Raw genomic sequence first — 22,123 nt, 5'->3', positions numbered from 1 at the left:
AGAGGACTCGGTTGCTCCGCCGTCAATCGGCGAGTTCGAGGCAGCGGTGGCGCGAGCAAGAGGACTGCACTAGAGATAGTTTAGCCCACTGCAATTTCTGACAAGAATTCTGACCATCTCCGTGTTGTCATTATCACGGTAACGTCTGTCGGACATGGTCTTGCAGAACGCTCTAACCTTGTCGATCTCGTAAGATTGAGCGTTAGCCAGTTGGAAAAGCTCTCTTCTGGCGCTTTCACGCCCAGCGGCGATATCTGATCGCACGCGATATTGACTGTACTGATCCCACGCGAAGTAAGCGCCACCTGCGATCACAATGCAGCAAGCCGCCGCGATCAACACTTTTAGCCAAGTCTCCAAAAAGGTCTCCTCCCCATGACTATCGAAGCCGAGCGCTTGCTCGCCATCTTTGAAGCGAAATTCGACGCACTTGACAAGGCCTTGGCCAAATCACGCGCGGCCGCCAACCAGAACTTTGCCGCTATCGAAGCCGCCGGAAAGAAGGCGGAAGACTCTCTGGCAAAGGTTGGTTCTCGCGGCACGCCGGGCATCGACAAGATGGCGAAGTCCATCCAGGGCGCCAAAGTCCAGACAAGTAACCTTGCCGCGCAGTTGAACGATATCGGGGTGCAGCTTGCCGGCGGACAGTCGCCGTTCTTGATCGCGTTGCAGCAAGGAACCCAGATCAACCAGGCGCTCGGCGACGCGGGCGCAAAGGGTGCGATCACGGCGCTCGGCGGTGCATTTTCGTCCCTGATCAACCCGGTAGGGCTGGCCACGATCGCTATCATAACACTGGGTGGCGCTGCGCTTCAGTACTTCACGAGCCTGTTTTCCAACGGCGAGAAATCGGCGGAACAGTTGGAAAAGGAAGCAGGCCTTATCCAGCAGGTCGCTTCGAAATGGGGCGACGCCCTTCCGGCGCTGAAGGCCTATGCCGAAGAGCGGCAGAAGCTTGCTGATCAGAAATCGATCAGCGAAGCAACACAGATCGGTAAGGAAGGCGCGTTCGAGGACACCAGAACGCAGGTAAACGATCTGCGGGCAGAGTTGGCGCAGTTGATAGCCGACCTTGCGACCATGGGCGGTCAGGAGGCGCAAGTTGGACGGCTACAGTCGGCCTTCGCCGAGCTTGACGACAAGGTCAAGGATCAGACGGCCACGTCGGAAGATGCGCAGCGTGTGCAGGAGGCGCTGGCCAGCATCCTTGCCGAAACCGGTATACCGGCGGCCGAAGGTCTTGCTGGTGCGTTCGACCGCCTGGCAGCGGCCATTGCCAACGCCAGCGGTCAGGCAAAGGCATTCACGTTCGACGAGCAAATCAAGAATAGCGTTTTGTCGCCGCTGGGAACGCTGCCGCCCGTGTTCAGCAGCGGCGGTGGTTTTCAGGACGAAAATCAGGTCCAGACCGACCGGGCCAATGCAACGAAATCGCAGTATCAGACAGAACAAGACAAGCTCGCGCGCTCGAACAAATCCGGTTTGCGGCGCCTGACCGCCGACGACAAGATCGGGCAGGACATACAGGCCATCCGTGACCGCACCGCCGCGCTTCAACAGGAAGCGTCAATGATCGGCCTTTCCTTCGAGGAGCAGCAGAGGCGCAGGATCGCGCTCGACCTTGAGCAGGCAGCGCTGAAGCAGTTGCGCGAGGAGGCCATCAAGAAGGGCCAGACGGATCTCGATTCGATCCATCTGTCGCCGGAGCAGGTAGCATCGATCAATGCCGTGGCGGAGGCTTACGCGAAGCAGGCGCAGCAACTGAAGGAAGCGCGCGAGGCGCAGGCGCTGCAGCGCGATCTTCTGCAGGGCGCTTTCGGCGACCTTCGTTCGGCGCTCGATGATGGCAAGCTCGACTGGCAGGACCTGGGCAACATCGCCATGAACGCGCTCGACAAGATCATCGACAAGATCGAAAACGACCTTATCGACGCAATCCTGCAGGCCAATAGCGCCGCGGGCGGTGGCAGCGGTATCCTCGGAACCTTGCTCGGCGCTCTCGGTCTGGGCGGCAGCAGCTCCTCGTCGTTCGGCACGCCGGGCGGTTTCGCCCAGATGCTTGGAATTCCCGGCTATGCTGGCGGTACGGATGGCCACCCTGGCGGATTGGCGTGGGTCGGCGAAAGGGGCCGCGAACTGGTCAACCTTCCGAAAGGAAGTCAGGTGCTGCCTCACGATGTCAGCGAGCGTGTCGCCGCCGGCTCGTCGTCATCGTCGGTCATCAGCCCGGTTTTCGCACCGACGATCAACATGGATGGCGGAAATGGCGATGCCGGTGAACAGGTTGCGGCGGCGCTGAAGAAGTTCGAGCAGGAATTCACCGGCCGCGTCGTCAAGTCGATACGGCAGGCTAAGATAACCGGTATGCTGGCATGATCGCCCTGCCCGCTGTCGGTTTCCAGCCCGCCTATCCGCAGCTGGTGGAATCGGTTTCGGTATCACGCGCCGGCACGCGTGCCATGGCGTTCGTCGACTATGCCGACGCCTACTGGTCGATCCAGATGCGCACCAAGCCGCTCAAGGCTTCGGAACGGCTGCTGGTCGAGGCGTTCAAGGATGCCTGCCGTGGCGGGCTTCAGACCGTGCTCTACACGCCAAAGCATATGTGCGTTCCGCGTGCCTATTGGGGCAATGCGGGCGCGGCGGCGTTGCTGAACACGGGCAACCTGGTTTCGATCACCGGCAACCAACTGGTCATCAACAGCGTCGACAACGGGCTCACGCTTGGCGCTGGCGATTTGATCTCGGCGACGACGGGCGCCTACAATTCGCTGTTCAGGATCCAGAGCGGCGGCGTCGCCGCGGGCAACGCGATCACGGTCACTGTCGAGCCAACAGTGCCGTCCTACATCGCCACCGGCGCGGTGATGACCTTCAAGAACCCCATCGCCAACATGCGCGCCCTGCCCGGTTCGTTCTCGATCCCCGACGAGCGCAATCCCGTCGCCACCTTCACCCTGGTCGAGGTGCCGAAGTGAGCTTTCCGACCCGCCTGCAGACCGTACTTTCCGAAGGCCGGGCGATCATCCGGTCGGGGCTCAAGGTGGCCTGCACCACCGGCACCTATGGCTTCTGGAACGGCAAGGGCGACATCACCGTCAACGGGCAGCTCTATTGGCCGAACACGCTGATCGAGGTGTCCGAGCCGGTCTATGGGCTGGGCACCGCCGCCTCGACCTTCACTGTCAGCCTGGTTGCCAAGCGCGATTCCGGACTGACGCCGGACAAGCTGCTGCTGATCGAGAATGAAGGCTACAAGGACGCGCCGCTGTCGGTGTTCGATTTCTACTTCGATCCCGACGACCGCTCATTCCTGCATGCCGAGCCCGGCGCCTACGGTTTCGTCGACACGATCGACCATTCCCGCGAGAGCGGCGACAAGAAGCTGATCGCCAATGTCCGTTCCGGCGCCATCGCCAACCACCGCGACGGCTACCGCACCGCCAGCCACGAAGACCAGCAGCTCGTTTCACCCGGCGACATGTTCTTTCAGTACGCCAGCAAGGTGCAGCACGAGAGCTTCGACATAAAGTTCGACTGAGGCCACCATCATCATGCTTGAACTGACCCGGTTGCCCGACTGGGACCGACGCCTTGCGCGTCTGGTGCCTGAGATCGCTTCCACGCCTGGCGTGTGGGGCCAGACCGATTGCCTGCTGACGGTGATGGATGTCGTGGCCGAAATCACCGGCTTCGATCCGGCGGCCGACATTCGCGGGCGCTACAAGACTGAATCGGGCGCGGCGAGGATCCTGCGCAAGCGCGGCTTCGATGATGTCGAGATGGCGCTCGCCAGCCTGTTCCCACCGGTCGGCGCGCTCATGGCGCAGCGCGGCGATGTCGGCGTGGTCGAGCAAGACGGGATGCTGTGCGCCGGCTTCGTCTGCGACAGGGGTTTCATGGTGCGCTCTGAGGCCGGTTGCACCATCCTGCCGCAGACGGCGATCAAGTCGGCGTTCAAGGTCGGCTAGGCCGTGGGTTTTCTTGTCCCGATCTTCACGGCGGTCAGCGCGGCCGTTGCCGGCGTTTCAAGCTGGCTGGGCGCGTCGACGATACTTGCCGGCCTGGCGCGCTTCGGGCTCGGGCTTGCGGCCAAGTATGCCCTCGGCGCCCTCCTCGGCGGGCCCAAGCAGCAAGCGCAGGCGTCCCAGCTCAACACGACCTATGGCGAAGATCTGGCGCGCACTGTCGCCCTGGGCAAGGTCGGAACGGCGGGACAACTGGACTATCGCAACGCCTATGGTTCGGGGAACCGGACCATTCAGGATGCCTATATCCTGTCGAACTTCCGCATCAACCGCATCACGCGCGTGCGCTACAAAGGCGAGTGGAAGACGCTCGGCGGCGCGGAAGATGCCACCAAGGGCTTCCGGATCCAGAACATCGACGCGCAAATCTGGGTCAAGCTCTACAAGGGCACGATGACGCAGACGGCCGACGCCGGCCTGATCGCCAGGGCGAACCCGGCCGGCCGCTGGACGTCTGCGCATCGCGGCGCCGGCATCGCCTACGCGGTCGTCACGCAGTTTCTCGATCGCGAGAAGCTGACCCAGCCCTGGGAGGCGTTCTTCGAGATCGAAGGCGCGCCGCTCTATGACTGGCGCAAGGATAGCTCGGTCGGCGGCAGCGGCGCGCACCGGTGGAATGACCAGTCGACATGGGAGTTCACACAAAACCCGGTGCTGATGGCCTATGCGCTTGAGCGCGGCATCTTCAACGGCACCGAAATGATGGTCGGCAAGAATGCGCCGGCGGCGCGCCTGCCGCTCGACGTGTGGACGCTGGCCGCCAACATCTGTGACGAGTTCGCCGGCACCGGTGCGCGCTATACGGCCGGCCTCATCGCCGCCGCCGGTTCCGGCGTCACGCATGACCAGAACCTGCAGCCGCTCCTCGAGGCGTGCGCCGCGACATGGGTCGAGGATGCCACGGGCGAGTTCCCGATCGCCGGCGCGGCGCAATCCGTCGTGATGACCTTCACGGACGACGACATCATGATCGACGAACCGTTCCGGTTCTCGGTCAAGCGCACCAAGTCGGAACTGATCAACACGCTGGCCGGCACATATCTGGAGCCGGATAACTTCTACGCGCAAACGCCCACGGCGATCCGCATCAATGGCCCGGCCCTGGCGGAAGATGGCGAGCGGCTGGCCGTGTCGGTGCCCTATAGTGCCGTCAATCGCTCCGAAGTCGCCGACCGGCTTGCCGACATCGCCTTCAAGGCCAGCCGTTTTCAGGCCAATGGCGAAATCTGCATCCACCCGAAATACCTTGGCGACGCGAAGGTCGGTCGGTGGGCGCAGTGGAACTCCGCCGAATATGGCACGCGCAAATTCCAGATCGTGGAGAAGCGGCTCGGCCCGCTCGGCGACAAGGGCGCGCGCAACATCTATCTGACCGTGCAGGAGGTCGACGGCTCGATCTTTGACCCGACCGCCTATGTGACCGTGCCCGTGGTCACTGCACCCCCTGGCGAGCCGGACTATGCCGTATCGGCCAGCAATTTCACCGCCAACGGCATCCAGATCAAGGTCGAGGGTTCGACCGACCGCAAGACGGGCATCCGATTCCAGTGGGACGCCTTCACCGATGTCACCGTTTCTGCCGTCGATGTCGAGTACCGGCCGGAAGCGGTCGGCGTCGCTATCTCGATCGGCAGCCCGGCCGTCATCACCTGGCCGAACCACGGCCTTGCCGCCAACGATCTGTTCTATCTCGCCACCACCGGCACACTGCCGGCCGGGCTGGCGCCCGACAGCCCGCTCTACGTCAAGACGGTGCTGACCTCCGGCACGTTCACGGCCTCGTTGACGCCCGGCGGCGCGGCGATCGCCACCACGGGGCCGCAATCCGGCATCCACAGCGGCTATGTCGACAGCATCGTCAAGCGCGCCGAAATGCCGGTCCAGGTGCTCACGGTTTCGGAAGGCGTGCTGCCGAGCAAGACCTATGAGTATCGCCACCGCATCATCACCAGCCCGCCACGCACCACCTTCTTTACCGGGTGGTCTCAGGTCTCGACGCCGGCGGAAGTTTTCGACGTTTCGGTGGGGCTGGCACAGCTGCAGGCGGATACGATCGCGTTTCTGACCGGCATGTCGGCAAGCCTGCAGGCGGATCGCGACAAGCTTGCCCAACTGGCGGCGGCGACCCTCGAGGCCGCGGGCCGCCAGGTCGAGGACAACGCCGTCGCCCGGCGTTTTCGTGATGCGAGCGCCGCCGCCTTCCTCGAACTCGACGCCAACATTGACGACATAAACGGCGTCCTGTCGGCACAGGCGACAGCCATTCTTGGCGTGCAAGCGTCGGTCGGTGACGTGTCCGCCGGCGGACTGTTCAGGATCCGCGCCGAAGCGGGAAGCGGCGACGTCGTTTCCCGCCTGGTCGCAGAAGTGCGGGCCACTGTCGGCGCGGCATGGGTGTCATCTGGCTTCTACATGGAGGCGGGCTTCGTTGGAGGCAACGCCGCTGCCCCGTTCTCCAATTTCGTCATCAATGCGAGCAAGTTTGTGGTGACGGACGGGACCAGCAGAGGCACTCCGCTGACGTTCGAGAACGGCACGCTCAAGTCGCTGATCGCCAACCTTGGCGATGTCACGGCGGCCTATATCCACAGCGCCGACAACGCGATGATCTCGGACTATAACAACAAGTACCATTCGATCGCGGTGCCCTGATGCCAAAGCTCGGTTTCGGCCTCATCGGCGGCACTACGCCTGGCCTGCGCATCTCCTTCGACAACGCCACCGACTTGATGAACGAACCGGCCGGCAATCGTGGCAAGTTTCAGTTCGACAGCGTCGGTGGCGGCAAGCTGGGCTATGTCTATGACATCACCACGATAGCATATGACAGCCGCTACCAAACCGGCGGCTACAACAACTATGCGTGGTTCTTCAAGAATGGCGACCTGAACACGGCTTACACGTCGTCGAACATGTATTACAGCAGCGACGCAACCATCATTTGGGGCAGCACTGGCAGCGGTAGCCAGATGATATACATGATGGATAGCTGGTGGCCGTTCGGCTATATGCCTATCGTCGAATGGCGTTATATTAACCCCGACCTCGCGCCCAATGTTTTTGTGGGCCCATCGGTCGACTACGCTCAGTTCCAGGTGTCAGGCGGAGTCGTCACAAGCGCATCAGGGTACACAAGCCAGACCGGCAACACAGGTCCGCTCACGGAAATTGGCGCCCTCACCAGTAACTACAACTTTCGTCCCGCGGCCAACATCTTGCTGCGGCAGAATGGGAAAAACTTCAAATATCTCCTTTCGGTGTTTCAGGTGCCGGTTCGTGACGACGTCATGCCCGATTACTCGGCGGCGCCGGTCAGTGGACAGGTGCCGCTCCTTCTCAATCCCACGACCGCGCGGCTGGCGCTGCCCGGCCGCGATGTCACAAGCACAAACCTCAACCACTTCATTTTCCACGAGAACAAGATACCGGCCAAGATCATGCGGGCCGGAGACTTCGCGCTTCCAGCGCTCGGCAGCATAGACCTCATCTGCCCGCTTCCCCTGACGCCGCTGACCTACATGGATTTCATGATCCGGCGCGCCACCGACGCCGAATTCTGGAACCCGCCCTATTTCGACAGCATCGCGTCAAACAAGTCGCTGAGCTTCACCTATGAGGTGAAGAGCGACAGGATCACCATCGTCAACAAGGTGAATACCGCCTGCGTGGTCCGCTGCATGATCAACGCGGATTCCGAGCAGGACTTTACCACCGGGGGCAAAAAGGTCTTTCTCAGGGGCAATGACGGCGTCCGCGACTACGTGCAGATCAAGCGCCCGGGCTCGTCGGATCTGTCGCCCAACCTGAATGACATCATGGTCGACACGCGGCTGGCCTATGTGCCGATCCTGGCACAGGGCTTCCTCCCATGGAGTTCGGGTTTCCCGACTGTCATTACCGGAAGCGACCGTTTCAAGGGCGAGAGGATGAGGACGATCTCTGTCGTCAACCCGTCGCCAGGCCTCAAGCTGTTCCCCAAGCAGGCGGTTGTCTTCGGGAAAAACTGTCAGGTCGCATCGGTCAGCGGCTACCATCGTGTGTTCACCGATGCTGGCGGCACGTGGACGGGGCGATCAAATCAGTACAGCTCCTGGGCAAATGTCCGTGCCGACGAGAGCGCCGTGGATTTCTACATGGCCGGAAGCAATCCGGTCGGCGCGACGACCAGCAGCACGGTATACAACCGAGACTTGAGTGTCGTTGGCGGCTCCGACGCCACGGCACTTGGCCTCAGTTACGTCATCTTCGGCATCCCCCAAAGCCTCTAGGGACCAACCCATGACATCGATATACAATGCCGGCACGGTTTCCGTGTCGAACGGCAATGCCGTGGTGGCGGGCTCGGGCACGGCCTGGGCGGTGGCGCTGGTCAAAGGCGGCTCGTTCTCCTGCGCGGGCATGTCCATTCCGATCGTCTCGGTCGACAGCGACGTGTCGCTGACGCTGGCCTATCCGTGGCCGGGCGCGGACGCGGCCGGCGCCGCCTATGCCATCGCGCGCGAAAACTCCGACGCGGCGAATGTGGTTGATCTCTACGACCGCCTCTCGAAGGTGCTCCTCACGCTGTCGCTCGCGGGCATCAACCCGAATGCCTCTGGCAGTCTTGTCGACCGCAATGCGCTGACGCTCACCGCTCAGGACAAGGGCTATATCTTCCTGCGCGCCGAACTGGGCGTGGCCTTTGCCTTCTACCGCTGGACGGGCACGGCGTGGGACGGACCCTTCCCGGTCGCCGGCGAGGCCGGATCCTCGAATGTCACCGGCACATCCGCCACGAGCCTGACGATCGGCACCGGCACCAGGACGTTCACCGTCGCGGAAAACAGCCGCGGGTGGTCGGCCGGCGCGCGGCTTCGGGCATCATCGAGGGCCAGCGGGGCCAACTTCATGGAGGGCGTCGTCACCTCCTACGCCGCCAACACGCTTGTGCTGGCGGTCGATCTCGTCGGCGGCTCTGGGACCAAGACCGACTGGAACATCAACCTCGCCGGCCAGCAAGGCGCGTCCGGCTCTGGCGCCGGCGATGTCGTTGGCCCCGCGAGTGCCGTCGCCGACCGCATCGCGCGCTTCAGCGGGACGACCGGAAAGCTGATCAAGGATGGCGGCCTGGTCGCCACCGCCGACCTCGCCATTGGTTCGGTCGCCAACGACCGGCTGGCCGACATGGTGACGCAGCGCATAAAGGGTCGGGCGACGACCGGCACCGGCGCGCCTGAAGACCTGACGCTGAGCCAGCTCCTCGACATGATCGGTTCGCCCGCGCCAGGCGATATCCTTTTCCGGGGGGCATCCGGTTGGCAGCGCCTGCCCAAGGGCACGGCGCTTCAGGTCCTGCGGCAGAACACCGCCCTGACCGCGCCCGAATGGGGTGCAGCGCGCGAAATCCTCACGGCGAACCGTGCCTATTATGTTCGTACAGACGGATCGGACGCCAACAACGGTTTGGCCAACGCGCCTGGCGGTGCCTTCCAGACGATTCAGAAGGCTTTCGACACCATCAAGACGCTCGATCTTGGCGGGTTTTCTGTAACCATCCAGGTTGGAGCGGGAACCTACACAGGGTCGATATCGGTCTCGTCGCCGTTTCTTGGCGGCTCAGTGACGCTACTGGGCGACACCACCACGCCGGCCAATTGCACCATCTCCCACAGCTCTTACGGGGCATTCGCGGTCAGCGGATACGGCACGTGGCTAAACCTCGCCGGTTTCAAGATACAGAATTCCGCCGCCAGTGCACTCGGTCAAGCCATCCTGATCAGCAATGGCGCTGTAGTCTCGCTCACCGGAAACATGGATATAGGAGCATGCACCCGCTACCACTTCGAAGTAAACACAGGTGGTACGCTGAGCATAGGTGCCGGTTACACGGTCAGTGGAGATAGCCCGCGTCATTGGTCCGTGGATGGCGCTAATGTCATCCTTTCGGGGCAGACGATTACGATGTCGGGGACCAGGGCGTTCAGCGGGGCATTCGCCTCTTGCACGAACAGGGGCGGGATAACGATCTTTACCCTGACGAAGGTCGGAACTGCCACGGGAAAGTATTACGACGTCACCCTGAACGGCGTGATCAACGCCTTCGGCTCTGGCGCGACCGCTCTTTTCGGCGGCACCGCGGGAACCACCGCTACAGGGGGGCAGTATGCTTGATATCCCAACCTATACACCCGAGAACTGGTTCTGGATCGTCGGGCAAGACGAAAGCCGCTTCTGGTCAAGTGCTGCCGGCGCCTATGTCGGTGTGGCGCCGGAGGGTGCCGGTGTGACCAGCATCGCCAGCGAAGACGAGTTGAGCGATGTGCTTGCGGCGTGCGGGTTGCCGGGTCCGATCGTTCGCATTCCAGGCAAAGTGTCTCCCGCCCAAGCGGAAATAGCTCTTTTCAACTTTGACAACGGGGCGCTGCTCGCCAACGTCAACGCTGCGATCGAGGCATTTCCCTACGAGCCTGTTCGTATCTGGTGGCGCAAGGCGACATTCATCTCGCGCGGTCATCCCTATCTCCAAGCACTGGCAATGGAGTTAAGTTTGACCGATGACCAGGTCGACGGCCTGTTCGCCGCCGCAGCCAAACTCTAGTTATTCGTATCGACGTCCTTCATGGACCCCGAACTGAATATAGTGCCTCCTCGGGTTCATCCCTGACGCCTTAACATCGGGATGAAGCCGCAGATAGGTTTCGTCACGAAACGAGCGGGGCAGTCTCGGTCCCGGCACGACGGGCCAATCCAACAGATTGCTACTGTTTATCAGGCCGGGGAGAAACGACGGCTCGAAGCCGAATTGTCGAGCCACGAAGTTGAACGACAGTTGGTCGCGATAGCTCCACCGCAGCACCTCGGCGAACCATCGCTCCATCACGGCAACCACCTTGGGCTCATTGTGGCGTCTCAATAGAACGGTGCCACAGATAAGGCCGGCCTGCTCGGGGAAGCCGAGCGACCGGTAGTAGTTCATCTGGCCGGCGATCGTGTCGAGATCATCCAGTCGTAGCTCTGAAACCAGTGCAGCCTCGTCGTAGATGCATGACCTCTCATAGTGCTGGAAACAGACCATGGGCCTATCGGCTTTGTCCAGGAACGAAAAAAACGTGTCCGCCGCGACCTTAGGCTTAACAGTGTTGTCCATGTAAAGGCTTGATGAGTATACGCTTAAATAACGGTGCGGTAGGATCTTTACCTTCTTGGAAGTGCGAACCGGGCCTAGTGGCCGACTATCAACATATCGAAATCGCCATAGCTTCGACCTCAGCGACCTATCATCAGTGAAGCATATGAACTCGGTATCACCGTCTTGATGAAACTGGTGATCAGAAAATTCTTCTGAATAACCAAACATGCATGTATAGACGACACGTTGCCGCTTTGTTGGCCACAGTCGTGCTCTTAGCAGATCAAACATGATTTCTTCCCCCCGGAAGTGAAACATAGATTTTGGCACTTCCTGCCACAAAGCACAACCACACTTGCAACCTGGAGGATAATCCAATGCAAACCAGCCCATCCGGGCGGGCGGCAATCGCTCGTCGCGAAGGAAACAAGCTCACCGCCTATCTCGATAGTGTCGGGGTTCTCACCATTGGCGTCGGTCACACCTCGGCCGCCGGCGCGCCAAAGGTCACCAAGGGTATGAAGATCACGGCGGCGCAGTCGGATGAAATCCTGTCTCGCGACCTGGCCGACGTCGAAGCGTCCATTTCGTCGCTCGTCAGGGTGCCGCTCAACCAGAACGAATTCGACGCGCTGGTATCGCTGGTGTTCAACATCGGCGCGCCAGCCTTCAAGAAATCAACGGTGCTGAAAAAGCTCAACGCCGGCAATCGCGTGGGCGCGGCCGATGCGATGCTGATGTGGAACAAGGGCACGGTCGACGGCAAGAAGGTTATCTTGAATGGGCTGACCAGCCGCCGGCAGGATGAGCGGGCTCAGTTCCTTACGGCAGCCTCACCGGCGCCCGCGAAGCCCTCGCCGGCTCCACAGACGCCGGCACTGGCTCCCGCCGCTCCTGTGCCCCCGGCGGCCGCGCCCTCGACGTCCCCGGCAACGAAGCCCGCCGTGGCCGCCGGCGTTTTTGTCATCGCCGCTGCCGCTGTTGCCAACTGGTGGCACGAGCTCGCCGCCTGGCTTCATTCCTTCTTTTGAAAGGGCACCACTATGACCTCAGTCATTGTTCGCATCGCGCTTCGGTACTTCGCCGGCATCCTGGTCGCCCGCGGACTTTTGTCCGCTGACGACGGCGGCACGTTCTCCGCAGATCCCGATATCCAGATGATCGTGGAGACCGGCGCCGGCTTGGCGATCGGCGGAATCACCGAGGGCTGGTACTGGATGGCGCGTAAGTTCGGGTGGTCGAAATGACGGTCATCGCAACCGCGCTTATCCAACAGCTTTGGCCGTATCTGCTTGGCGCCGTCGTCTTCCTCGGCGGGCTGGCCACGGCCTACGTCAAAGGCAAGGCGAAAGAGCGGACCAAACAGGCCGCCGCTGACGTCGCTGCGCGCACCGAAGGCCAGAAGATCGACGACGCCGTTGCCGGCCGCGCACCAGACGACAACCGGGAGAGGTTGGTCAAATGGTCAAAGTCGTAGCGCTGTCACTCATGCTTGCCGGCTGCGCGGCCACCGGTGGCTCATTCTGCGCGGTCGAACATCCGATCCGGCCGACAAAGGCCGAGGTCGCCATGCTGTCGGATGCGTCGGTTGCGGCAATCCTGGCTCACAATGAAAAAGGCCAGAAGCTCTGTGGATGGGTGCCATGATGCACGATCTGTTCGACCTTCTCGGCATCAAGGCGCCTGTGCTTGTTGCCGGCCTTTCCGGCGGCATCCTGCGGGCGTTGTCGCGCCACCGTTACAAGCTTCGTGAAATGGTGGCGTCGCCTATCTGCGGTGCCCTGGCGGCGGCATACCTGACGCTACCGGCGGTCTCCTACTTCAAGGCGACCGGCTTGCCGATGCCGGATCCCAGCGACGAGACGACGACACTCGCCGCTGCTTTCCTGATCGGTGTCAGCGCCATGTGGATATCGGACATCCTGTTCGAATACGTCGTGCGGAAGTTCAGGCTGGCGACGGAGGAGTGAGCCGGTCGAGCCTGTCCTCCTTGTCGCGATTTAGCCCTCAAAACGCATTCGCGGTATCGGGCAGAACATCCAGGCTAACTATGCAAGTGAAATCATCGATCGGATCGCCGTTGGCTTGCTGGTCATAGTGGACGCAAACTGATGAGTTGCCAAACCAGCGCCCGTGACCGGTAAATCCATCGTGGGACTTCTCGCTTTTTGTTTGCTGCACCCCCAGCCTTCCAAGTTCTATCCAGAAGCTCCTCGCTGGATCAGCGCCACAACTGAGATAGATTGTGTTGTGACGGTCCGAGTCATCATCGTTCTTGGCGATCCAATCCTTAGCAAACGCTCTTTGTTGAATCGCTTGTGTTATGCAGTCTTGCATGGCCTGCCCAACTGGACTTGAAATTTGTCCCGCAGATGCGGCGGTCGAAATAAAGGCTGCGAGAACAGCACCAACCCCTCCGATGACAACGTATTTCACCTGCCGTCCCTCCACTCTGTGCGACCGCCTCTGATAATGCATTGCATGTGTCGGGCTGTCTTCCATTTCACGTTTAGTTGAACCCTGCGCGTGCGAAGCAAAACGCTCAGATTTAATGATGACATCCGACCCAACAGACCTAGACGTTCCAAGCGTCTAAGACTTTCGCTGCCGTCATCGGCATCTTGCCGCAATGGCCAAGGGGGAAAACTCACTCCCGATTATTAGCAGAAGCAGGCGTTGACGCTTCGCAACCATCCCTCCGCCGCTCGGTGACCATACGCTGGTTGATCCCAGCTACTCCTCTCTTGCCCATGCCTGACGGTGGCGGGCTCTTATAAGGGAGGTTGACAACCACCGACGCCTCAATGCAACTGGCCGCCATTGAGGGACATTCTGCAACCTAGGGGTTATCATGAAGAAGTACGAAAAGCCGACGCTCGTAAAGCGCGAACGCCTTTCCAAGGTGACGGCTGGACCGGTGAATTCAAGGTCCGCTTGACCAGTCTCTAGAAACAGAAAGCCCGTCGGCTCGCGCCGGCGGGCTTTTTTGTTGGCTATGGAACCGGCATGTGAACTCGGAGTTGTCTCAAAGCCTGCTTCCCTCAAAGTGGGTTCATGACGACACCAAGGCCCGTCTCGGCTCACGCCGCGGCGGGCTTTTGTGTTTTGGGAACAATTTTAGCGCAATCTTATTGAATCGCGGTTTTGCGAGTCAGTTCATGCGTTTGGACTTCATTCTGCCGTTAATGCCGACCCTTGTGGAGCAGCCTCCGGAGGGCGACGACTGGATTCATGAAGTCAAGTTCGACGGCTACCGCTCGCAGCTCGTCATCGACGAGGACGGCACCAGGATCTTCACCCGTAACGGACACGACTGGACGGCGAAATATCGCGACCTGGTGAAGGAGGCGGCAAGCCTCGGCGCGGAAAGCGCGATCGTCGACGGCGAGATCATCGTGCTGAACGACAAGGGCCTGTCCGACTTCGGCGAACTGCGCAAGGCAATCACCAGCCGGCAGCACGACCTCTATTTCGTCGCCTTCGACCTGTTGCATCTCAACGGCCATGATCTGCGCAACATGGCGCTCGAGGAGCGGCGCGAGATCCTGGCCAGCATGATCGAGCCCGGCCGGCGCATCCAGTTCAGCGAGGCGCTGCCGGGCGACGCCAAGGCAATCTTCCAGCTTCTCGACCAGAACGGCCTTGAGGGCATGGTGTCGAAGCGGCGTGACAGCAAGTATCGCAGCGGTCCGTCGACCAGCTGGCTCAAGGCGAAATGCTACGCAGTCGACGAATACGAACTGCTTGGCGTCGAGCGGGAGGCCGGCAAGCCGGCGTTCGCGCTGATGGCCGATCGAGCGACGGGCTGCTATGTCGGCTCGGCCTTCATCAACTCAAGCCGCGCCATTCGCGAGCGGCTGTGGAAGCGCGTCCAGGAGCACGCCGGGCCGGCGCCCAAGGGCATGAAGCGGCCTGCGACACAATGGGTCACGCCGGGCCTCATCGGCCGCGTCAAGCACCTGCGCGGCGAGGAAGACTTGCGCCACGCCTCGCTGCAGGATTTCCGGGAGGAAGAATCGCGAAGCCCGTCAGGTTAGTTGTTATTAGGCTGGACCATTGGGGTGAAACTCGGAGAGTTAGGCTGGACCATAGGGGTCGAATTCGGAGGGAGTGTGCTGGGCGACGTGGACCCGCCTGGGCCGACATCATCTTTAAAGACGCCTGGGTTGCTCGTCTTGAAGTCACCGCTGGACGGCGCCGGGGGTTTGGTTAAATTCCACTCGGTACTGTCGAAATACGTCTTGAGAGGCTTTAACGACTTCGCAGCGATGGTTTTGACGGTGTTCTGGTCGACTTTGATTCCAGCTTCTTTCATAGCGTCGTCAATGTCCGAGGCTAGCTTCGCTGTGTCAGGGGCCTTTTCCTCCGCCTGTGCCAAGGCGGTCTCGGCCTTCGACAAATTAGTTTGAAGTTCCTCAATCTTCTGTTCCCGTTGCTTGATCTCGAGCTTGGCCCCCTCAATGTCGAGTGCGATTTCACTCCAGCTAAACATGCTCATGAGTACGATTCCGGTAAAAAGTAGGGGGACGGCAAATAGCCCGACGTCTATGTTGTTGTGATATTTCCAACATGGCAGCGCCCACGAGGCGAGCCCCACCGCGAAGGTTACAACAGTTAGTATTAGAACTGCAGTTGGACCCATTTTGCCGCCCTAAATTAGAAAGCCGACGATACTGGGATTGCAGACTATAGCAAGCGGCGCGTCGATCCTCGATCAAAGCCCTTCCCAATTGGCATCGGCGTTGAGACTTGACCACACAAGGCATCTTCGTGCCGACACAAAGTTGCGTCACGGCAAACTGCTGGATTGCCAGGAGAAGTAAGTAGATGGCCGTGGCTAAGAAGGACCAGGAGCGCATCACCTACGCGTGGATGTATGGCGCACAGGCGCGCAAGGACGGCAAGGAGCGCACGGTCCCGGCATTCTGGGAAGAATACGCCGAAGCGTGGCTTCAGGGTTTCGATGGAGAACCTATGGTTGGGAGCAAGGCCAAGCCTGTCAGCAACGCGTTGGAGGCCGAACTTGGTGACGGCGCGGTCAGTCATCCGCCGGCTGGAACCTAACCGGATAGCTGAGCTTATGCTTTGATGAGCACGCGCGGAATCGACTTTCTAGACCGGTGGATTGCCAACAACATTCCAGAGACCGCCAAGGCCGACGTCATCTCAGTCGACGAGCTGACGCACAAGCTTTTCGCCGATGCGAAGGCCATCGGCATCAAGCGGGAAGAAATCGATGAAGAGGTCACGAGCCTCTATCGAACGATCCTCGACGCGATCGTGCACTACGATCCGGGTATCCCCGAGTAGGAATCAGAGGTATCGCTCCCCCCTCGCCGCGGTGCTCGAAACAGAACCAGTGCGATTCCTGGCGCGGCCGGGCAAAGCCCCAGCCGCCGACCTTCGCGCAGCCTGGATGCTCGCAGAAATGGCCAAGCGTCGTGACGCGCTCTCGCGTTACCGGCGCCATGCCTTCGGCAAGTCTGGCGGGTTCATCGCTCACGAATGGCACTTTCTCGACGACGGTCCCTTGAGGGCGTCAAGCTCATCCTGAAGATGCCTGTTGAGCACGATCATTTCCTTCAGCGCCTTCACCGGGTCGCCATCGTGCAAGCGAATCAACTTTTCGGCGACGGCCTTCAATGCGGCCTCCTGACGACTGTCCAGTGTAACGATATGATCCATGGCGGTACTCCCTAGAACAGCGAGCCTTGTGGCAGAGCCTGTTGCGGGAATTTGATTTGAGTGGCGGGCTTGTCGACGATCACCAGCGCATCATCCGGCGCGGGGCGCTGAAGCTTCTTGGCCTCCGACCACGGTGCCGTCAGCCAGGTCTCCGTTTCCTCTTGCGTCCGCAGGAGCACCGGCATGGCCTTCTCGTGGATCGGCTTGATGAGGGCGTTGGGCGCGGTCGTCATGAAGCCGTAGAGTTCGAAATCGCCCGGGCCGTCCTTCACCTTGCGAACGCCGTGCCATGCCGTCCACAGGCCGGCGAAGAAGAACAGCGGACGATCGTCGTTGATCGCGAACCAATAGTTCTTTTGGATGCCCGTCTCCGGATCCTTGTCGCCCGGCGTGGGGCTCGGCTCGGCAAAGCTTGTCACCGGCACCAGGCAGCGGTGCTCGACGCCGACATACTGCTGCCAGTGGCCATATTGCGGGTTGCGGATATTGGTCGTGCCGTAGTCGGCCTTTCCTTTGACGCGCTCCGCCGGCGTCGGCATGCCCCAAAGCAGATTGGCAAGCTCGCGCTGCCCGTCCGGGGCATTCCGAACCACCGCGCCGGGGCGGTTGGGATAGACATCCAGCGAGGGCTCAAGATTGCCCAGGACGTCGCGCAAAGCCCGCGTAAACTGGCGGATTGCCTCCTGGGAGGTGGTGAGATTGTAGAGGTTGCACATGGGCTTTTCAGGCTCCTGATCGGTGGATTGATTCCACAACCCATCTTGACGGGCAAGGAAAATGTTCCTTATTCGTTCTCATGGCGCACGATCCGATCGACACGCTGGGAAAAGCGACCCGGCATAATATGCTTGTGAAAGCCGAGTGCAGTTGCGGCAATGTCCGCTACTGCCGGTCGGCGGACCTCATGATGGTTTATGGCGGCGGCGTCGATCCCCTCGCCCTGAAGTTCGACTGCAGCCGCTGCAAACCTCAGGTCAAGATCACGTTGCTCGAGGTTCACCCCGAACACCTGCCGAAACGCCTGATGATCCATAAGCCGATGAAGGTGGACGGCAAGATCAAATGGTATACGGAGCGGTTTCGAGGATGAGCCAAGAGAGGTTGATCATCCGCTCCGCCTACCAGCGCGGCTGGCAGGTTGTTGCGAATGGGGCCGTCATTCAGACCTTTGCGGAGCAGCAGTCGGCGTTCCGGTTCGTCGTTGATCGCGGCGCCAGGGTGCATCTTAAATGGGGACGCATGGCCATTGGCGGTGAAACCAGACCGTTCGACTTCCAGGCGATTTTCCAACAAAGGAGTGTCGGGCGCATCATGAGGGAGATGCATGGGCCCCTGACCGGCACGTGGTTCTGGTCATGCTACGATGGCGGCGCGCGCGATACGGTCGCCACCAGGGATGAAGCCGTCGCTGGTGTCGAGGAAGCCTATACGGAGCGGGTGGCGGGTGTGCTTGCACCGCGATGATGTGCCGCGCTCATTCGGTGACTGCGGGAATACTCGCGATCTGTTGCTGTAAGAGGCTGTCGAGAAAGGCCTTCATCGGCCGAAGATCGGGGTGATGCGGGGCAACCGCGAACGAGTCGTCGGCCACCTTCAAAGCATCTTCGTATGCCTTACGGTTCGACATTATCAGATCGATTATCGTAATCGTTCCAGGCAGAACACCGCCTAGTTTTAAAGACAAGCACGAGTAGGCGAAAGCGCGCGCCGTTCTTCCGTTTCCGTTCCTGAAGGGGTGCACCCAATTGATTTTCCAAAGGCAGTAGGCGGATATATCCAGAGCGTCCCCAGATGCCCAAAGCGACGAAAGCTGGCGGAAGAACGTTTGCATCAAGCCGGGCACTAACTGCCACGGCGGAGGTTGATGGCGGACGTTGCCGTCATGGTCTCCTACCTGGACCTCGTGATTTCGATATTCACCGGGTCTTGCCAATAGGAACATTGTACCGGAACGATGCAGTTGCTTCAGAGCAGGCTCGTCGGGCATTGCGGGTGGGCCACTAGCGTGAGGGCCACGGTGCGCTAGCAGAAATACGACCAAGCCCTCCAGAACATTTATCTGGTTGGTGGCATTCAGAACCTCAATGCGATGCGCGATAGGTCCGTTTACAGTTTCCCAATTGTCATCGAGCATTAGCTTTGATGACCCCCTCCCAAAAAAAGAGGCGGGTTGATCCCGCCTTCTTTCAGCTATTTCGCTTCAGTTCTCGACTGAGAATGTCCTTCGATTTCGTCCATTAAGCTCGAAATTTTTTCCCGTGTCAGACCAGACTTGTGAGACTGTAGTCCGTAAACCAAGCTTACTCGCTGCGCACGCTTCTCAGCTGGGGTTATGACGTGAGACTGCACTCGTTGTTCGATCTGCTTGAGGGTCAGTGTAGCCATGACAATTCTCCCGGTTCCTCACAATAATCCGAAAACGTTAACGGTCCGCAGCCCCCTGCGTTCCGGCCCGATTACATGAATCGCCGCAGTCAAGTTCTTGGGAGGCGTTCAGATTGCATCTTCCACGGGACATTTCAAGGGACATACTGCGCCCCGCTTGCGCCAGCCTTGCGGCAAAAATGCGCAGAATTGGACATGACCAAGACACCAATGCTTGCGGCCTCCGCACCCAACCACCCTTTCGAATGCCGCCTATCGTGCCACATATCATGCCACACCATCTCATAAAATTCTGAAATCGCGTGTGTTTTCAATGGCACTCAAATTCAAAGATGCACTTCATCCGCACCACAACCAAAGCGCACAGATCGACGCAATCGATCGAAAGTGCTCAACGGTCCCGATCGCTGACCAAGACGGCCGCGCCCCCACCCACTGTGCAAGCTGGACGAGCGCAAAGGCTGGACCCGCCACCTTCGTTTTCGGTCGATCCCTTTTGCCTTTTGAGTGATCTACTTTGCCTCGAGGCGTGTCCCGGCCAACGCTGGGCGATTTTTGCATTTAAGACCAACTGGTAGATCGCTATCTTATCCAGGTAAGTGCTGTATGCTCTGTTTTGATCCAACCCCCGGATCACGGGCCGGCCAGATTCCACTTTGGCGCCTCCCGAGACCCGCTGATCGCAAGGTTGGCGGGTTTATTGCGACCGGGAGCACCCTGCTTTGATTGCCGTGTGAATGCGCACCTCTTTGGGGGAGGTCGTCGTTGACCTGCACACATACTCCGGCGGCCAGACACCCAAGGAGCGCGCCAGATCCAGCGATGTGATGCACCATTGGACTTCTGGCGCGAACGTGCAAAGATCGCAGTCATGCGCACCCTTTCTGTCTCTGTGTTGGTTTTTTGTTGTTTCCTTGCGGGTTGCGGCAGTTCCACGGCTCAGCTGAGCCCCGCCCCCGTTCCTCCTGTGTCGCTGACCATCGCGGACGACATTCCGATCGGGGCAGTGCGCATGGGACGGGTTCAAGGTGTGGTCTGCGTGAAGGAATTGTTTGCGCGAACTCCTTCACACGACGCAGCGCTCAATCAGCTGAAACAGAACGCCGTCAATATGGGGGCGTCGGGCATTTCCGACGTCAAATACAATACACTGGGTTTCACGACGTCGCCTTATTGTGCGCAAAGCGTGAGAGCGACCGCGGTGGCATTCCGTCGGTAGACTTCGTCTTTTTCTGTCGGACCAGACTCCCTGAGATCACCTATTCCCTGTCGACTGACACTATCCGCAAGTCGATCGGAATCGATCATTCCTACATGGCGCACGATGTTGAGACGTGATCCTGCCGTAGGCGATGTCGAGATGCCCTTCAGCCGCACCAGAATTCGGCGGACCAAAAAGAACCCCTGTTCCTTCAAGAACGCGCTTACGTTGCAAATACCTGGCTGGTGAACCACTCGCTCAGTTTCGCCAGTTCCGGCCCTAGAACGCGATCATCGCCGACCGGCGGTACCAGGCTCCTGATATCCGCGACGAACGTCTGCAGCGCCGGCGGTGCCGCGCGGCCGGTAACGTCAAGCGCCTGGGAGGCGATCATGGCCAGCATCGCCATCGCGGCGTCGACGCAGCGGCCTGCGGTCGCCTCCTTCGTCCAGGCCAGGAACGCCGTCGTGGCGACATCGTCCTGTCCGGCGCCGGCTGATTCCGTGCCAGGAATGAAGGTGCGCTGCGCCGCAAGCTTTGCTTGCTCCAGATAGCCGGTGATTGCCATCGGCACATAGCCGACATTGCCATGGCCGTCGCTGTCGGCCCAGTGCCGCCCCGTCATCAGCAGGTCGGGCAGCTGCGACACCTTGCCGTTCAGCAGCTTTGAGCCGTGACGGTCGCACAGCAGGCAGATATCGGCCCAGATCGCCGCCAGGTCATCAAGGGCCGGCGTCGCCATGGCATTGTGATAGCCGCCCGTGCTGATGCAGCGGCCGAGCGGGTGTGCGTCGTCGGGTGGGATATAGACGGGATTGTCGGATATCGAAGCGAGCGACACGGTCGCCGCCCGCTCCGCCGCGGCGAGCGCGCGGTGTGCCTGCCCGAGAACGCGCGGCACGATCCGGTAACTCACGGGCGCCTGGTAGTTACGCCGTCCGTCTCCCGCACCGAGCAGAAATTCCCTCAGGCCGCGCAACGCCGCAGCCTCGTGTTCATCACCCCACAGCGCGTCGAGCGCCGCATCATAATGCTCCAGAGGCGCGCGAAACGCTTCGATCGACAAGGCGAAGACCTTTTGCGCCAGCCGAACACGACGGCGGGCCGCGAGCGCCGCATCGGCCACCAGCGCCGCGGCGCATGGTGATCCGTTGATCAAGGCGCCCCTTTCCTTCACCTCGAGGTCGAAACGCGCAGTGAGCTCAGCAAACAACGGATAGAGGGCGAGGATTTCACCAGCGCCGCCCTGGCCGGCGGACGAGACCGTGGGCATGGAGCCTCCATCCAGCATCGCCGCGACGGCCAGCGCCATACGCGGCGTGGTCGCGGCGTTTCCCTCGATGAAGTTGGTCAGGCGCGCAAACGCGATCGCCCTGACCACGCGATCAGGCAAGGGATCGCCAAAGGATGTCGCGGCCGCGAACGCCTTGATGCGCGCATGGCGATCCCGTTCGTCATGCGCGAGCCGCTGGCTCGCCAATTCTCCCATGGCGGTGGTCACGCCATAGATGACCGGCGCCGGATCGGAATCGATAAGCTGCAGGAACGAGGCGCGGCACTCGGCAATCCGATCGAGTGCCTTGCCACTGATCTCCACCGTCTCCCTTTTCCAGGCCACGCGAAAAACCGTGTCCAGGTTTATATCGTCTCGCGTCGTCAAGATGATCGGCATGCTCGGATCGCCCCCATTGAGGTCATCGACTGTGGCTGCTCGGC

The 22,123-nt window shown here is 60.6% G+C and carries 26 protein-coding genes; 19 read left to right on the top strand and 7 right to left on the bottom strand.

Translation table 11 applies throughout. From position 1 onward, the window contains the following. Window positions 1–375 precede the first annotated feature (375 nt). The 8 genes from ACO07C_RS02910 to ACO07C_RS02875 all read left to right on the top strand — a co-directional run bounded on the left by ACO07C_RS02910 (window position 376) and on the right by ACO07C_RS02875 (window position 10,605). Window positions 376–2,376, top strand: coding sequence for a phage tail length tape measure family protein (locus ACO07C_RS02910; protein WP_421912728.1), 2,001 nt, complete (start codon window positions 376–378; stop codon window positions 2,374–2,376). Continuing rightward, window positions 2,373–2,978 carry a hypothetical protein gene (locus ACO07C_RS02905; protein ID WP_421912727.1) on the top strand — a complete coding sequence of 202 codons (606 nt, stop codon included), beginning with the start codon at window positions 2,373–2,375 and terminating at the stop codon, window positions 2,976–2,978. Before ACO07C_RS02910 ends, ACO07C_RS02905 begins: the two co-directional genes overlap by 4 nt. Further along, window positions 2,975–3,541, top strand: coding sequence for a hypothetical protein (locus ACO07C_RS02900; RefSeq protein ID WP_421912726.1), 567 nt, complete (start codon window positions 2,975–2,977; stop codon window positions 3,539–3,541). The genes ACO07C_RS02905 and ACO07C_RS02900 overlap by 4 nt, the downstream gene beginning before the upstream one ends. A 13-nt stretch (window positions 3,542–3,554) precedes the next feature. Further along, window positions 3,555–3,971: a DUF6950 family protein gene (locus ACO07C_RS02895; protein WP_421912725.1), complete on the top strand. Its 417-nt coding sequence runs from the start codon at window positions 3,555–3,557 to the stop codon at window positions 3,969–3,971. 3 nt (window positions 3,972–3,974) lie between these two features. Next, a complete protein-coding gene (locus ACO07C_RS02890; protein ID WP_421912724.1) occupies window positions 3,975–6,680 on the top strand; it encodes a phage tail protein in 2,706 nt (901 codons plus the stop codon). Between the two features lie 77 nt (window positions 6,681–6,757). Further along, the gene (locus ACO07C_RS02885; protein ID WP_421912723.1) at window positions 6,758–8,296 is read left to right on the top strand and encodes a hypothetical protein; all 1,539 of its coding nucleotides are present in this window, start codon (window positions 6,758–6,760) and stop codon (window positions 8,294–8,296) included. Window positions 8,297–8,306: 10 nt separating this feature from the next. Continuing rightward, window positions 8,307–10,178 carry a hypothetical protein gene (locus ACO07C_RS02880; RefSeq protein WP_421912722.1) on the top strand — a complete coding sequence of 624 codons (1,872 nt, stop codon included), beginning with the start codon at window positions 8,307–8,309 and terminating at the stop codon, window positions 10,176–10,178. Further along, window positions 10,171–10,605, top strand: coding sequence for a hypothetical protein (locus ACO07C_RS02875; protein WP_421912721.1), 435 nt, complete (start codon window positions 10,171–10,173; stop codon window positions 10,603–10,605). Before ACO07C_RS02880 ends, ACO07C_RS02875 begins: the two co-directional genes overlap by 8 nt. Here the strand turns inward: ACO07C_RS02875 and ACO07C_RS02870 are convergent, their stop codons facing one another. Next, on the bottom strand, window positions 10,606–11,364 hold the full coding sequence (locus tag ACO07C_RS02870) for a glycosyltransferase domain-containing protein (protein WP_421917427.1): 759 nt from the start codon (window positions 11,362–11,364) through the stop codon (window positions 10,606–10,608). Between the two features lie 149 nt (window positions 11,365–11,513). Here ACO07C_RS02870 and ACO07C_RS02865 point away from each other — a divergent pair, with 149 nt between their 5' ends. From ACO07C_RS02865 to ACO07C_RS02845, 5 genes are read left to right on the top strand one after another with little or no spacing between them, the layout of a single operon-like run. Next, complete coding sequence (locus ACO07C_RS02865) at window positions 11,514–12,167, top strand: lysozyme (protein WP_421912720.1); 654 nt, start codon at window positions 11,514–11,516, stop codon at window positions 12,165–12,167. 12 nt (window positions 12,168–12,179) lie between these two features. Then, entirely contained in the window at window positions 12,180–12,383 is a 204-nt protein-coding gene (locus ACO07C_RS02860; RefSeq protein ID WP_421912719.1) for a hypothetical protein, read from the top strand. Next, on the top strand, window positions 12,380–12,613 hold the full coding sequence (locus tag ACO07C_RS02855; protein ID WP_421912718.1) for a hypothetical protein: 234 nt from the start codon (window positions 12,380–12,382) through the stop codon (window positions 12,611–12,613). Before ACO07C_RS02860 ends, ACO07C_RS02855 begins: the two co-directional genes overlap by 4 nt. Next, window positions 12,598–12,783 carry a hypothetical protein gene (locus ACO07C_RS02850; protein ID WP_421912717.1) on the top strand — a complete coding sequence of 62 codons (186 nt, stop codon included), beginning with the start codon at window positions 12,598–12,600 and terminating at the stop codon, window positions 12,781–12,783. The genes ACO07C_RS02855 and ACO07C_RS02850 overlap by 16 nt, the downstream gene beginning before the upstream one ends. Then, window positions 12,783–13,106: a hypothetical protein gene (locus ACO07C_RS02845; protein ID WP_421917426.1), complete on the top strand. Its 324-nt coding sequence runs from the start codon at window positions 12,783–12,785 to the stop codon at window positions 13,104–13,106. Before ACO07C_RS02850 ends, ACO07C_RS02845 begins: the two co-directional genes overlap by 1 nt. A 37-nt stretch (window positions 13,107–13,143) precedes the next feature. Here ACO07C_RS02845 and ACO07C_RS02840 read toward each other — a convergent pair whose 3' ends face one another. Next, entirely contained in the window at window positions 13,144–13,572 is a 429-nt protein-coding gene (locus ACO07C_RS02840) for a hypothetical protein (protein ID WP_421912716.1), read from the bottom strand. Window positions 13,573–14,294: 722 nt separating this feature from the next. On the opposite strand from ACO07C_RS02840, the gene ACO07C_RS02835 reads away from it, so the two are divergent. After that, window positions 14,295–15,173 (top strand): RNA ligase family protein, encoded by an 879-nt coding sequence (locus ACO07C_RS02835; RefSeq protein ID WP_421912715.1) that lies wholly within the window; start codon window positions 14,295–14,297, stop codon window positions 15,171–15,173. Here the strand turns inward: ACO07C_RS02835 and ACO07C_RS02830 are convergent. Beyond that, complete coding sequence (locus ACO07C_RS02830) at window positions 15,170–15,634, bottom strand: hypothetical protein (protein WP_421912714.1); 465 nt, start codon at window positions 15,632–15,634, stop codon at window positions 15,170–15,172. The two genes, ACO07C_RS02835 and ACO07C_RS02830, sit on opposite strands and share 4 nt — an antisense overlap. Window positions 15,635–15,963: 329 nt before the next feature. Here ACO07C_RS02830 and ACO07C_RS02825 point away from each other — a divergent pair, with 329 nt between their 5' ends. Together ACO07C_RS02825 and ACO07C_RS02820 are read left to right on the top strand one after the other, a co-directional pair. Next, the gene (locus ACO07C_RS02825) at window positions 15,964–16,200 is read left to right on the top strand and encodes a hypothetical protein (protein WP_421912713.1); all 237 of its coding nucleotides are present in this window, start codon (window positions 15,964–15,966) and stop codon (window positions 16,198–16,200) included. A gap of 24 nt (window positions 16,201–16,224) precedes the next feature. Beyond that, on the top strand, window positions 16,225–16,446 hold the full coding sequence (locus tag ACO07C_RS02820; protein WP_421912712.1) for a hypothetical protein: 222 nt from the start codon (window positions 16,225–16,227) through the stop codon (window positions 16,444–16,446). Between the two features lie 189 nt (window positions 16,447–16,635). Here the strand turns inward: ACO07C_RS02820 and ACO07C_RS02815 are convergent, their stop codons facing one another. Both ACO07C_RS02815 and ACO07C_RS02810 read right to left on the bottom strand, forming a co-directional pair. Beyond that, window positions 16,636–16,821, bottom strand: a complete 186-nt coding sequence (locus ACO07C_RS02815) for a hypothetical protein (RefSeq protein ID WP_421912711.1) — start codon at window positions 16,819–16,821, stop codon at window positions 16,636–16,638. An 11-nt stretch (window positions 16,822–16,832) separates the two neighbouring features. After that, window positions 16,833–17,537 carry an SOS response-associated peptidase gene (locus ACO07C_RS02810; protein WP_421912710.1) on the bottom strand — a complete coding sequence of 235 codons (705 nt, stop codon included), beginning with the start codon at window positions 17,535–17,537 and terminating at the stop codon, window positions 16,833–16,835. A gap of 80 nt (window positions 17,538–17,617) precedes the next feature. Between ACO07C_RS02810 and ACO07C_RS02805 the strand changes: the two genes are divergently transcribed. Both ACO07C_RS02805 and ACO07C_RS02800 read left to right on the top strand, forming a co-directional pair. Beyond that, the gene (locus ACO07C_RS02805; RefSeq protein WP_421912709.1) at window positions 17,618–17,911 is read left to right on the top strand and encodes a hypothetical protein; all 294 of its coding nucleotides are present in this window, start codon (window positions 17,618–17,620) and stop codon (window positions 17,909–17,911) included. Beyond that, on the top strand, window positions 17,908–18,285 hold the full coding sequence (locus tag ACO07C_RS02800; protein ID WP_421912708.1) for a hypothetical protein: 378 nt from the start codon (window positions 17,908–17,910) through the stop codon (window positions 18,283–18,285). The genes ACO07C_RS02805 and ACO07C_RS02800 overlap by 4 nt, the downstream gene beginning before the upstream one ends. Window positions 18,286–18,295: 10 nt before the next feature. Here the strand turns inward: ACO07C_RS02800 and ACO07C_RS02795 are convergent, their stop codons facing one another. Next, window positions 18,296–18,808: a Fic family protein gene (locus tag ACO07C_RS02795; protein WP_421912707.1), complete on the bottom strand. Its 513-nt coding sequence runs from the start codon at window positions 18,806–18,808 to the stop codon at window positions 18,296–18,298. Window positions 18,809–20,041: 1,233 nt separating this feature from the next. Here ACO07C_RS02795 and ACO07C_RS02790 point away from each other — a divergent pair. Continuing rightward, window positions 20,042–20,425 carry a hypothetical protein gene (locus ACO07C_RS02790; RefSeq protein ID WP_421912706.1) on the top strand — a complete coding sequence of 128 codons (384 nt, stop codon included), beginning with the start codon at window positions 20,042–20,044 and terminating at the stop codon, window positions 20,423–20,425. Between the two features lie 205 nt (window positions 20,426–20,630). Here the strand turns inward: ACO07C_RS02790 and ACO07C_RS02785 are convergent, their stop codons facing one another. Beyond that, window positions 20,631–22,079 (bottom strand): aromatic amino acid lyase, encoded by a 1,449-nt coding sequence (locus tag ACO07C_RS02785; protein WP_421912705.1) that lies wholly within the window; start codon window positions 22,077–22,079, stop codon window positions 20,631–20,633. Window positions 22,080–22,123: the final 44 nt, after the last annotated feature.

Source organism: Mesorhizobium sp. (assembly GCF_965229135.1).
In the GTDB taxonomy this organism is placed as follows: Bacteria; Pseudomonadota; Alphaproteobacteria; order Rhizobiales; family Rhizobiaceae; genus Mesorhizobium.
The sequence above is the reverse complement of the archived record's forward strand: the minus strand, read 5'-3'. Positions and strand labels throughout refer to the sequence as shown.